A 12,524-nucleotide genomic window follows, 5' to 3' on the forward strand; every position below is an offset into this window, starting at 1 on the left:
CATGTCCGTTCTGCAAAAGCCTGACAAAGGCCCGGTCATCCACGACTGGCGCCCCGAGGACCCGACGTTCTGGGGCAGCAGCGGTAAGAAGACCGCCACGCGCAACCTGTGGATCTCCATTCCTGCGCTGTTGCTGGCCTTCGCCGTATGGATGGTGTGGAGCACGGTGATCGTGCGCCTGAATGCCATCGGCTTCAATTTCAGCACCGACCAGCTGTTCTGGCTGGCGGCGCTGCCGGGCTTGTCCGGCGCCACCTTCCGCGTGTTCTATTCGTTCATGGTGCCGATCTTCGGTGGCCGGCGCTGGACCGCCCTGAGCACCGCATCCTTGCTGATCCCTTCGCTGTGGATGGGCTTTGCCGTGCAAGACCCGAGCACCCCGTACAGCGTGTTCGTGTGGATCGCCTTGCTCTGCGGTTTTGGTGGCGGCAACTTCGCCTCGAGCATGTCCAACATCAGCTTCTTCTATCCCAAGTCGCAGCAGGGCACCGCACTGGGCCTGAACGCCGGCCTGGGTAACCTGGGCGTGTCGGTGATGCAGTTCTGCGTACCGCTGGTGATCACCTTCGGTTTGTTCGGTTTCCTCGGCGGCAAGCCGCAGACCCTGGCCGACGGTGGCGAGCTGTGGCTGCAGAACGCCGGCTTCATCTGGGTGCCGTTCATTGTCCTGGTGACCGTGTTCGCCTGGTTCGGCATGAACGACCTGTCCAGCGCCCGTGCTTCGTTCAGCGAGCAGGCGGTGATCTTCAAGCGCAAGCACAACTGGCTGATGTGCTGGTTGTACCTGGCGACCTTCGGCTCGTTCATCGGCTTCTCGGCGGCGTTCCCGCTGCTGATCAAGACCTCGTTCCCGGACGTTATCGCCCTGAAATTCGCCTTCCTCGGCCCGCTGGTCGGTGCCCTGGTGCGCCCATTGGGTGGCTGGCTGGCGGACAAGCTCGGTGGTGCGCGGGTGACCCTGTGGAACTTCGTGCTGATGATCGTGATGGTCTTTGGTGTGCTGCATTTCCTGCCGACCAGCCACGCCGGCGAAGCCGCGCAAGGCGGCAGCTTCTACGGCTTCCTCGGCATGTTCATGCTGCTGTTCATCACCACCGGCATCGGCAACGGCTCCACCTTCCGCATGATCCCGGTGATCTTCCGCACCCAGCACGAAAAAGCTTCGGCCGGCAAATCCCAGGCCGTGCGTGACCAGGCGCTGAAAGATGCCGGTAAAGAGTCTGCCGCCGTACTCGGTTTCAGCTCGGCCATGGGCGCCTTCGGTGCGTTCTTCATTCCCAAATCCTTCGGCACGTCGATGGCCCAGACCGGTGGCCCGGAGATGGCTTTCTACATGTTCGTCGGTTTCTACCTGAGCTGCATCGTCGTGACCTGGTGGTGCTACGCGCGCAAAGGCGCCGCGAACCCCTGCTGATACGACCCGAATAACCATTGCGTGGGCGGGGCGCAGAACCCCGCAGCAAGCCTGAGAGGACTTAACTGTGAGTCATTTACTGGATCAACTGCGGTTTTTCAATCGCAAGCAAAACGAGTTTTCCGAGGGGCATGGCGAGACCCGCAAGGAGTCCCGCGACTGGGAGAACGTCTACCGTTCCCGCTGGCAGTACGACAAGATCGTGCGCTCCACCCACGGGGTGAACTGCACCGGCTCGTGCTCGTGGAAAATCTACGTCAAGAACGGCCTGATCACCTGGGAAACCCAGCAGACCGACTACCCGCGTACCCGCAACGACCTGCCCAACCATGAACCCCGTGGTTGCCCGCGCGGTGCGAGCTACAGCTGGTACATCTACAGCGCCAACCGCTTGAAGTACCCGAAAATCCGCAAGCCGCTGCTCAAGCTGTGGCGCGAGGCGCGCCTGACCATGGCGCCGGTGGAAGCCTGGGCGAGCATCGTCGAGAACAAGGCCAAGGCCGACTCGTACAAGAGCAAGCGCGGCATGGGTGGTTTCATCCGTTCGAGCTGGGATGAAGTCAACGAGATCATCGCCGCTTCCAACGTCTACACCATCAAGACCTACGGTCCCGACCGCGTGGTCGGCTTCTCGCCGATCCCGGCGATGTCGATGGTCAGCTACGCCGCCGGTGCCCGTTACCTGTCGATGATCGGTGGCGTGTGCCTGAGCTTCTACGACTGGTACTGCGACCTGCCGCCAGCCTCGCCGATGGTCTGGGGCGAGCAGACCGACGTGCCGGAATCGGCCGACTGGTACAACTCCAACTACATCATCGCCTGGGGCTCCAACGTTCCGCAGACCCGCACCCCGGATGCGCACTTCTTCACCGAGGTGCGCTACAAGGGCACCAAGACCGTGGCGATCACCCCGGACTACTCGGAAGTCGCCAAGCTCACCGACCTGTGGCTCAACCCGAAACAGGGCACCGACGCGGCGCTGGCGCAGGCGTTCAACCATGTGATCTTCAAAGAATTCCACCTGGACAAGCCGAGCGCCTACTTCACCGAGTACGCCAAGCGCTACACCGACTTGCCGGTGCTGGTGTTGCTCAAACCGACCGCCGATGCCAACCAGGCCGGTGGCTATCGAACCGGACCGTTTCCTGCGCGCCAGCGACCTGACCGACAACCTGGGCCAGGACAACAACCCGGAATGGAAGACCATCGCCCTGGATGCCAATGGCGAACTGGTCTCGCCACAAGGCTCCATCGGCTATCGCTGGGGCGAGAAGGGCAAGTGGAACATCCTGCCCCGTGAAGGCGGCGAAGGCCGCGAGATCGACCTCAAGCTCAGCCTGATCGGCGAAGACGTCGCCGAAGTGGCGTTCCCGTACTTTGCCGGTGAGTCCCAGGAGCACTTTCAGCACGTGGCCGGTGACGCCGTGCAATACCGCCGCGTACCGGTGCACAGTGTGACCCTGGCCGACGGCAGCGTGGCCAAGGTCGCCACCGTGTTCGACCTCTCGGCCGCCAACCTGGCGATCGACCGTGGCCTGGGTGGCGCCAACGTCGCCAAGGACTACAACGACGCCTCGGTGCCCGGCACCCCGGCCTGGCAGGAGCAGATCACCGGCGTGAGCCGTGAGAAAGCCATCCAGATCGCCCGTGAGTTCGCTGACAACGCCGACAAGACCCGTGGCCGTTCCATGATCATCGTCGGTGCGGCGATGAACCACTGGTACCACATGGACATGAACTACCGCGGGCTGATCAACATGCTCATGCTCTGCGGTTGCGTCGGCCAGACCGGTGGCGGCTGGGCGCACTACGTCGGCCAGGAAAAACTGCGTCCGCAGTGCGGCTGGCTGCCGCTGGCCTTCGGCCTGGACTGGAACCGTCCGCCACGGCAGATGAACGGCACCAGCTTCTTCTACGGGCACAGCTCGCAATGGCGCCACGAGAAGATGAACATGCACGACATCCTCTCGCCACTGGCCGACAAGTCGCAGTTCCCCGAGCACGCGCTGGACTACAACATCCGCGCCGAGCGCGCCGGCTGGTTGCCGAGCGCACCGCAACTGAATACCAACCCGCTGCACATCTGCCGCGACGCTGCGGCCGCCGGCATGGATCCCAAAGACTACGTGGTCAAGTCGTGGCAGGACGGTTCGCTGCGTTTCGCCTGCGAACAGCCGGACAGCCCGGTCAACTTCCCGCGCAACATGTTCATCTGGCGTTCCAACCTGCTGGGCTCCTCGGGCAAGGGCCACGAGTACATGCTCAAGTACCTGCTGGGCACCAAGAACGGGGTGATGAACGAAGACATCGGCCAGGTTGGCGACTGCAAGCCTGAAGAAGCCGAATGGGTCGATCAGGGCGCCATCGGCAAGCTCGACCTGGTGACCACCCTGGACTTCCGCATGTCCTCGACCTGCGTCTATTCCGACATCGTGTTGCCGACGGCAACCTGGTACGAAAAAGACGACATGAACACCTCGGACATGCACCCGTTCATTCACCCGCTGTCGGCGGCCATTGACCCGGCGTGGGAATCGCGTTCCGACTGGGAAATCTACAAAGGCATCGCCAAGGCGTTCTCGGCTATGGCCGAAGGGCACCTGGGCGTCGAGAAAGACCTGGTGACCGTGCCGTTGATGCACGACAGCGTGGGCGAGTTGGCCCAGCCATTCGGCGGCACCGACTGGAAAACCGCCGGCGTGGCCCCACAGCCCGGCAAGAACGCACCGAACCTGCAAGTGGTGGAGCGTGACTACACCAACATCTACAAGCAGTTCACCTCGCTCGGTCCGCTGCTGGAGAAACACGGCAACGGCGGCAAGGGCATCAACTGGAACACCGAAGAGGAAGTGGAATTCCTCGGCGAGCTGAACCACCACGAAACCGCCGCCGGTGTCAGCCAGGGCCGGCCAAAAATCGACAGCGCCATCGACGCCGCCGAAGTGATCCTGTCGCTGGCCCCGGAAACCAACGGCCATGTCGCGGTCAAGGCCTGGGCGGCGCTGTCGGAATTCACCGGCATCGACCACAGCCACCTGGCGGTGTCCAAGGCCCACGAGGCGATCCGTTTCCGCGACATCCAGGCGCAGCCGCGCAAGATCATCTCCAGCCCGACCTGGTCGGGGCTCGAGGATGAACACGTCAGCTACAACGCCGGCTACACCAACGTCCACGAAGACATCCCGTGGCGCACCATCACCGGTCGCCAGCAGTTCTACCAGGATCACCCGTGGATGCAGGCGTTCGGCGAGCAGTTCATGAACTACCGCCCACCGGTCAACACCCGCACCATCGCCGGTGTGAAGGGCAAACGTGGCAACGGTGAAGTCGAGATCGTCCTGAACTGGATCACCCCGCACCAGAAATGGGGCATCCACAGCACTTACACCGACAACCTGCTGATGCTCACCCTGAGCCGTGGCGGTCCGATCGTCTGGCTGTCGGAGAACGACGCCAAGCGCGCCAACATCGAGGACAACGACTGGGTCGAGTGCTTCAACGCCAACGGTGCGCTGACCGCCCGTGCGGTGGTCAGCCAGCGGGTGAAGGACGGCATGGTGATCATGTACCACGCCCAGGAACGCATCGTGAACGTGCCCGGCGCGCAGACCACCAAGACCCGTGGCGGCCACCACAACTCGGTCACCCGGGTGGTGCTCAAGCCGACTCACATGATCGGCGGCTACGCCCAGCAGGCCTACGGCTTCAACTACTACGGCACCGTTGGCTGCAACCGTGACGAGTTCGTGGTGGTGCGCAAAATGTCCAAAATCGACTGGCTCGATGGCACCGACGGCGATGCCTTGCCGCGTCCACTGCCGACTGACATCGAGGAGAACTGAGATGAAAATTCGCTCACAAATCGGCATGGTCCTCAACCTGGACAAGTGCATCGGCTGCCACACCTGCTCGATCACCTGCAAGAACGTCTGGACCAGCCGTGAAGGCATGGAATACGCCTGGTTCAACAACGTGGAAACCAAGCCCGGCATCGGCTACCCGAAAGAATGGGAAAACCAGGACAAGTGGAAGGGCGGCTGGATCCGCAATGCCAACGGCTCGATCAACCCGCGCATCGGCGGCAAGTTCCGCGTGCTGGCGAACATCTTCGCCAACCCGGACCTGCCGAGCCTGGACGATTACTACGAACCGTTCGACTTCGACTATCAGCACCTGCACACCGCGCCCTTGGGCGAGCACCAGCCGGTGGCGCGTCCGCGCTCGCTGGTTTCGGGCAAGCGCATGGAGAAAATCGAGTGGGGCCCCAACTGGGAGGAAATCCTCGGCACCGAATTCGCCAAGCGTCGCAAGGACAAGAACTTCGACAAGATCCAGGCGGACATCTACGGCGAGTACGAAAACACTTTCATGATGTACCTGCCGCGCCTGTGCGAGCACTGCCTCAACCCGGCGTGCGCGGCGTCGTGCCCGAGCGGCGCGATCTACAAGCGTGAAGAAGACGGCATCGTCCTGATCGACCAGGAAAAATGCCGTGGCTGGCGGATGTGCATCAGCGGCTGCCCGTACAAGAAGATCTACTTCAACTGGAAAAGCGGTAAATCCGAGAAGTGCATCTTCTGCTACCCACGGATCGAAGCCGGCATGCCGACCGTCTGCGCCGAAACCTGCGTCGGCCGCATCCGCTACCTCGGCGTGCTGCTGTATGACGCCGACCGCATCAGCGAAGTGGCGAGCACCGCCAACGAGCAGGACCTGTACGAGAAGCAACTGGAGATCTTCCTCGACCCGAATGACCCGGCGGTGATTCGCCAGGCCCTGGCCGACGGTGTGCCGCAGTCGGTGATCGACTCCGCCCAGCGCTCGCCGGTCTACAAAATGGCCGTGGACTGGAAACTCGCACTGCCGCTGCACCCGGAATACCGCACCTTGCCGATGGTCTGGTACGTGCCGCCACTGTCGCCGATCCAGAACGCTGCCGAGGCCGGCACGGTCGGCATGAACGGGGTGATCCCGGACGTCGACAGCCTGCGTATTCCGCTGCGCTACCTGGCCAACCTGTTGACCGCCGGCGATGAAAAACCGGTCAAGCGTGCGCTCAAGCGCCTGCTGGCGATGCGCGCCTACAAACGCAGCGAGCAGGTCGAGGGTGTCAAGGATCTGCAAGTGCTGGCCGATGTCGGCCTGGACGTGAACCAGGTCGAGGAGATGTACCGCTACCTGGCCATCGCCAACTACGAAGACCGTTTCGTGGTGCCAAGCGCGCACCGCGAAGACGCCATGAGCGACGCGTTCGCCGAGCGTTCCGGTTGCGGCTTCAGCTTCGGCAGCGGTTGCAGCGGCAGTTCCGACACCAACATGTTCGGGGCGAAGAAGGCCAACCGTCGCGACATCCTCAAAACCGTGCAGTTGTGGGAGGACTGAGCATGCAAATCCTCAAAGTGATTTCGTTGTTGCTCGATTACCCGACCGAAACCCTGGTCAATGGCCGCGATGAGCTGGAACAGGCCATTCATGAGTCCCGGGAAATCAGCCCGAAACAGCGCGGTGCGCTGTTCGAGCTGCTCGAAGTGATCTGCGGCAATGACCTGATGGACGGGCAGGAGCACTACGGTGCGCTGTTCGGTCGGGGCCGCTCGCTGTCGCTGTTGCTGTTCGAACACGTGCATGGCGAGTCCCGCGACCGTGGCCAGGCCATGGTCGACATGATGGCGCAGTACGAAGAGGCCGGGTTCGCCATCGGCGTCAAGGAGCTGCCGGACTACATCCCGCTGTACCTGGAGTTTCTCTCCACCCGCGAAGACGGCGAGGTCCGCGAGGGCCTGGCTGACGTCGCGCACTTGCTGGCCTTGCTCGCGGCGCGCCTGGAGGAGCGTGAAAGCGCCTACGCCAGTTGCTTCCGCGCGCTGTTGCAGATCTCCGGCACCGAGCCGCATCAGGCCGTGGCCGATCTGCGCGAGCAGGTCGCTGCGGAGAAACGCGACGACTCCCTCGAAGCCCTCGACAAGGTCTGGGAAGAGGAGGCCGTGGACTTCCTCAAGGCCGAGCAGCAGGAGCGTTGCGGCTCGCTGCCAGGCGCACCGGGCAAGGCCCGCGAGGAAAGCGCAGTGCCGTTGCACTGGGTGGATTTTCAGCATGAAGGGCAGGCCGCGGTGGCTGCCAAGGAGACACGCAATGTCTAAGTGGAATCTGTTGGTGTTCGGGATCTATCCCTACGTCGCGTTGGCGATCTGCCTGATCGGCAGTTGGGCGCGCTTCGACTTGTCGCAGTACACCTGGAAGGCCGGCTCCAGCCAGATGCTCAACGGGCGCGGCATGCGCGTGGCGAGCAACTTCTTCCACGTCGGCGTGCTGTTCGTGCTGGCCGGTCACTTCGTCGGCCTGCTGACCCCGGCCTCGGTCTATCACCACGTGATCAGCACCGAGCACAAGCAAATGCTGGCGATGGTCTCCGGCGGCTTCTTCGGCGTGCTGTGCCTGATCGGCCTGCTGATGCTGATCAAGCGTCGCCTGACCGACCCACGGGTACGGGCCACGTCCAGTACCTCGGACATCCTGATCCTGTTCGTGCTGCTGGCGCAGTTGCTGCTGGGCCTTCTGACCATCGTCGCGTCCACCGCGCACATGGACGGCTCGGTGATGGTGATGCTCGCCGACTGGGCGCAGAACACCGTGATGCTGCGGCCGGTGGAAGCGGCGGCGTCCATCGCCCCGGTGGGCCTGACCTACAAGCTGCACGTGTTCCTGGGCCTGACCCTGTTCGTGCTGTTCCCGTTCACCCGTCTGGTGCACATCGTCAGCGCGCCAGTGTGGTACCTGGGACGTCGTTATCAAATCGTTCGGCAGAAATTCTGAGGAGGTCATCATGTCAGGTTGTGGATGTGGCGGCGGTGGTGCGGGTGGCGGTGGCTGCGGGTCTTCTCGGGTCGTCGAGGAAGTGACAGAGGTTGCACCTGCTGCGCAGTTCGAGGCGCTTGCGGTTGAGCCTGCGGTGGTTGAAGAAGCGGCGCCCCAATTGATCGCCAGCAGTGAACAGGAATGGCCGATCGTCAGTGTCAACGGCGTGGCGATCACCCCGGAAGCACTGGCCCAGGAACTGCAATATCACCCGGCCGAGAGCCGCGAGGAGGCGGTATACCTGGCCGCCAAGGCGCTGGTGATCCGCGAGTTGCTGCAGCAACGCATCGCCGAACTCGGGCTGGCGCTCGAGGTCGGTGCCGGCGAAAACGAAGAGGAGGCGGCCACGCGCTTGTTGCTCGAGCGTGAGGTCAAGGTGCCGGACCTGGATGAAGAAACCAGCCAGCGGTATTACGACAGCAACCGCGCACGCTTTCACAGCGCGCCGTTGCTGGCGGTGCGGCACATCCTGCTCGAATGCGCGCCGGACGATGCCGAGGCCCGCAGCATTGCCTTCGATCAGGCCGAAGTGCTGCTGCAACGGCTTAATGATTTCCCCGGCAGCTTCGCCGAACTGGCCCTGAAGTACTCGGCCTGTCCGTCGAAGGAGCAGGGCGGTTCGCTGGGACAGATCAGCAAGGGCCAGACCGTGCCGGAGCTGGAGCGTCAACTGTTCACGCTGCCAACCGGGCTGGCCGGCAAACCGCTGGAGAGCCGCTACGGCTGGCATGTGATCAGCGTCGATCAGCGCATCGAAGGCCAGCAGTTGCCTTATGAAGCGGTGGCGACGGCGATCCGCACGCAGTTGCAGCAAGGTGTCTGGCAAAAAGCCCTGGTGCAGTACCTGCAAACCCTGATCGGTGCAGCGGATGTGCGCGGCATTCATTTGCAGGGCGCTGATTCGCCATTGGTGCAGTAAGCGACGAGGCCAACGTGATGAACGCTGTGATGCAAGACGGTTTTGGACGCAAGATCGACTATCTGCGGATGTCGGTGACAGATCGCTGTGATTTTCGCTGCGTGTATTGCATGGCGAAAACCATGACCTTCCTGCCGCGCCAGCAGGTGCTCACCCTGGAGGAATTGCAGCGCCTGGCCACGGTGTTCGTCGGCATGGGCGTGCGCAAGATCCGCCTGACCGGGGGCGAGCCGCTGATCCGTCCGGGTATCGTCGAGCTGTGTCGCAACATCGCCGCGTTGCCCGGCCTGCGCGAACTGGTGATGACCAGCAACGGCTCGCAACTGGGCCGGCTGGCCCGGCCCCTGGTGGACGCCGGCGTCAAGCGCATGAACATCAGCCTCGACAGCCTGGACCCGCAGCGGTTTCGCGCGATCACCCGCATCGGCGATCTCGACCAGGTGCTCAACGGCATCGAAGCGGCGCGCGATGCCGGTTTCGAGCGGATCAAGCTCAATTGCGTGGTGATGAAGGGGCGCAACTTCGATGAAGTGCCGGCGTTGGTGCAGTACGCCATCGACCAGCGCATCGACATCAGTTTCATCGAGGAAATGCCCCTGGGCGATGTCGGCCGTTCACGTGGTGAGTCGTTCTGTTCCAGCGACGAGGTGCGGGCAGAAATTGCCCGTCACCACGGCCTGCTCGACAGCACGGAAAACAGCGGCGGCCCGGCGCGCTATGTGCGCCTGGAACGCCATCCACACACCCGTATCGGTTTTATCTCACCCAACAGCCACAACTTCTGCGGCACCTGCAATCGGGTGCGCATGACTGTGGAGGGCAAACTGCTGCTGTGCCTCGGCCAGGACGACGCCCTCGACCTGCGTGGGTTGCTGCGTCGCTATCCGCTGGACGACCAGCCGGTGATCGCCGCGGTGCACAAGGCACTGCGCGGCAAACCGCTGCGCCATGACTTCAACCCGCAGGGGGAGGTGCAGATTGTGCGGTTCATGAATATGAGTGGGGGGTGACATAACCCATTGCACACCACCCCCCCTGTAGGAGCGAGCTTGCTCGCGATGGCGGAGCGTCAGGCGACATCACTTCAGGCTGATGCACCGCTATCGCGAGCAAGCTCGCTCCTACAGTGAGTGCGGTGGTCGGCGGTATCCCTTCTAAAGTTTCCCTTTCCTCGCCGCTTTCGGGCGGCTTTTTTTTCCCCGCCCAATCTTGATGTCGATCAATTGCATCGCCCGGTTTTGTCCGTACCCTTCACAGCATCTTGTGTTTTTGAATTACTAAAAATCAATATGTAGTGTTTGGAGGCCGAATGCACAGCACGCTGATCTCAGTGGGATGTAACCGCTTGCACAAGCGCAATGGCGATCTGGTTGCCTTTGATGCCAACAAGATCCGCCAGGCGTTGATCGCGGCGGGCAAGGCGACCGGCGAGTACACGGACGTCGAAGTGGAGGGCTTGCTCGAGGCGGTATTGGCCCGCTTGGAAGACATGCCCAGGTTGCATGTCGAGCAGGTCCAGGACCGAGTCGAGCGGGTGTTGATGGACGCCGGTTACTTCTTCGCCATGCGTGCCTACATCGTCTACCGCGAACAGCACGGCCGCCTGCGCCGCGACCGCCGGACCATGGTCGAAGTGGCGACCTCGATGAACGAATACCTCGACCGTGAAGACTGGCGGGTGCAGGCCAACGCCAACCAGGGTTACTCGCTGGGCGGCCTGGTGCTGAACGTGTCGGGCAAGGTCACCGCCAACTACTGGCTGGACGAGGTCTACAGCGAAGCCATCGGCCAGGCGCACCGCGAGGCGGACCTGCACATCCATGACCTGGACATGCTCGCCGGCTACTGCGCCGGCTGGTCGCTGCGCACCCTGCTGCACGAAGGCCTCAACGGCGTGCCGGGGCGGGTCGAAGCCGGGCCGCCGCAACACCTGAGCAGCGCCCTGGGGCAGATGGTCAACTTCCTCGGCACCCTGCAGAACGAATGGGCCGGGGCCCAGGCGTTCAGTTCGTTCGACACCTATCTCGCGCCCTACGTGCGCAAGGATCAACTGAGCTTCGATGAGGTGCGCCAGGCGATCCAGGAGTTCATCTACAACCTCAACGTGCCGTCGCGCTGGGGCACGCAGACACCGTTCACCAACCTGACCTTCGACTGGGTCTGCCCGCAGGACCTCAAGGAGCAGATCCCGGTGATCGGTGGCCAGGAAATGCCGTTCGCCTACGGCGACCTGCAAGTGGAAATGGACCTGCTCAACCGCGCCTACATCGAAGTGATGCAGGCCGGCGACTCGAAAGGCCGGGTGTTCACCTTCCCGATTCCGACCTACAACATCACCCACGATTTCCCTTGGGACAGCGAAAACGCCGATCGCCTGTTCGAAATGACCGCGCGCTACGGCCTGCCGTACTTCCAGAACTTCCTCAACTCGGACATGCAGCCCAACCAGGTGCGCTCGATGTGCTGCCGCCTGCAACTGGACGTGCGCGAGCTGCTCAAGCGCGGTGGCGGCCTGTTCGGTTCGGCCGAGCAGACCGGCTCGCTGGGGGTGGTGACCATCAACTGTGCGCGCCTGGGCCATGTGTTCAAGGGCAACAGCAGCGGCCTGCTGCAGCGTCTGGACACGCTGATGGAGCTGGCGATGGAGAGCCTGGAGGTCAAGCGCAAGGTGATCCAGCGACACATGGATGCCGGCCTGTATCCGTACACCAAGCGTTACCTGGGCACTTTGCGTAATCACTTCTCGACCATCGGTGTGAACGGCCTGCATGAAATGCTGCGCAACTTCACTGGCGACGAGGAGGGCATGCACACCGAGAAGGGCCGCCAGTTCGCCCTCAACGTACTCGACCATGTGCGCGCCACGCTCCTGCGTTTCCAGGAAGAAACCGGCCACCTGTACAACCTTGAAGCGACCCCGGCGGAAGGCACCACCTACCGTTTCGCCAAGGAAGACCTCAAGCGCTACCCGGACATTCTCCAGGCCGGCAGCGTCCAGGCGCCGTATTACACCAACTCCTCGCAACTGCCGGTGGGCTACACCGAAGACCCGTTCGAAGCGCTGGAGCTGCAAGACGAACTGCAATGCAAATACACCGGCGGCACCGTCCTGCACCTGTACATGGCCGAGCGGATTTCCTCGACCCAAGCCTGCAAGCAACTGGTGCGCAAGGCCCTGGGCCGCTTCCGCCTGCCGTACCTGACCGTGACCCCGACCTTCTCGATCTGCCCGGTGCACGGCTACCTGGATGGCGAACACGAGTTCTGCCCGAAATGCGACGAGGCGCTGCTGCTCAAGGAGCAGAAAGCCGCCACCGCTCAATGATTTGATCCACT

Annotated in this window: 7 protein-coding genes and 1 pseudogene; all 8 read left to right on the top strand. The window is 62.8% G+C overall.

Going from position 1 to position 12,524, the window contains the following annotated elements; translation table 11 throughout:
• Window position 1 precedes the first annotated feature (1 nt).
• The 8 genes and pseudogenes from ABVN20_RS22895 to ABVN20_RS22930 all read left to right on the top strand — a co-directional run bounded on the left by ABVN20_RS22895 (window position 2) and on the right by ABVN20_RS22930 (window position 12,513).
• Window positions 2-1,414 carry a NarK family nitrate/nitrite MFS transporter gene (locus ABVN20_RS22895; RefSeq protein ID WP_368558022.1) on the top strand — a complete coding sequence of 471 codons (1,413 nt, stop codon included), beginning with the start codon at window positions 2-4 and terminating at the stop codon, window positions 1,412-1,414.
• 67 nt (window positions 1,415-1,481) lie between these two features.
• Window positions 1,482-5,256: pseudogene (locus ABVN20_RS22900) on the top strand (nitrate reductase subunit alpha).
• A 1-nt stretch (window position 5,257) separates the two neighbouring features.
• Window positions 5,258-6,796 carry a nitrate reductase subunit beta gene (gene narH / locus ABVN20_RS22905; protein ID WP_368558023.1) on the top strand — a complete coding sequence of 513 codons (1,539 nt, stop codon included), beginning with the start codon at window positions 5,258-5,260 and terminating at the stop codon, window positions 6,794-6,796.
• Window positions 6,797-6,798: 2 nt separating this feature from the next.
• Window positions 6,799-7,554: a nitrate reductase molybdenum cofactor assembly chaperone gene (narJ, locus tag ABVN20_RS22910; RefSeq protein WP_368558024.1), complete on the top strand. Its 756-nt coding sequence runs from the start codon at window positions 6,799-6,801 to the stop codon at window positions 7,552-7,554.
• On the top strand, window positions 7,547-8,227 hold the full coding sequence (gene narI / locus ABVN20_RS22915) for a respiratory nitrate reductase subunit gamma (RefSeq protein ID WP_368558025.1): 681 nt from the start codon (window positions 7,547-7,549) through the stop codon (window positions 8,225-8,227). Before narJ ends, narI begins: the two co-directional genes overlap by 8 nt.
• A 7-nt stretch (window positions 8,228-8,234) precedes the next feature.
• Window positions 8,235-9,188 carry a peptidylprolyl isomerase gene (locus ABVN20_RS22920; protein ID WP_368558702.1) on the top strand — a complete coding sequence of 318 codons (954 nt, stop codon included), beginning with the start codon at window positions 8,235-8,237 and terminating at the stop codon, window positions 9,186-9,188.
• 17 nt (window positions 9,189-9,205) lie between these two features.
• A complete protein-coding gene (gene moaA, locus ABVN20_RS22925; RefSeq protein ID WP_368558026.1) occupies window positions 9,206-10,198 on the top strand; it encodes a GTP 3',8-cyclase MoaA in 993 nt (330 codons plus the stop codon).
• A 299-nt stretch (window positions 10,199-10,497) separates the two neighbouring features.
• Window positions 10,498-12,513 (top strand): ribonucleoside triphosphate reductase, encoded by a 2,016-nt coding sequence (locus tag ABVN20_RS22930; RefSeq protein ID WP_368558027.1) that lies wholly within the window; start codon window positions 10,498-10,500, stop codon window positions 12,511-12,513.
• The last annotated feature ends 11 nt before the right edge of the window (window positions 12,514-12,524 follow it).

The sequence above is a fragment of the Pseudomonas sp. MYb118 genome (assembly GCF_040947875.1).
Lineage (GTDB): Bacteria > Pseudomonadota > Gammaproteobacteria > Pseudomonadales > Pseudomonadaceae > Aquipseudomonas.

What these genes read in the sequence shown, in the direction of transcription:
- narI (WP_368558025.1), top strand. Translation starts at nt 7,547, where the DNA reads ATGTCTAAGTGGAATCTGTTGGTGTTCGGGATCTATCCCTACGTCGCG.
- ABVN20_RS22895 (WP_368558022.1), top strand. Translation starts at nt 2, where the DNA reads ATGTCCGTTCTGCAAAAGCCTGACAAAGGCCCGGTCATCCACGACTGG.
- ABVN20_RS22930 (WP_368558027.1), top strand. Translation starts at nt 10,498, where the DNA reads ATGCACAGCACGCTGATCTCAGTGGGATGTAACCGCTTGCACAAGCGC.
- narJ (WP_368558024.1), top strand. Translation starts at nt 6,799, where the DNA reads ATGCAAATCCTCAAAGTGATTTCGTTGTTGCTCGATTACCCGACCGAA.
- moaA (WP_368558026.1), top strand. Translation starts at nt 9,206, where the DNA reads ATGAACGCTGTGATGCAAGACGGTTTTGGACGCAAGATCGACTATCTG.
- narH (WP_368558023.1), top strand. Translation starts at nt 5,258, where the DNA reads ATGAAAATTCGCTCACAAATCGGCATGGTCCTCAACCTGGACAAGTGC.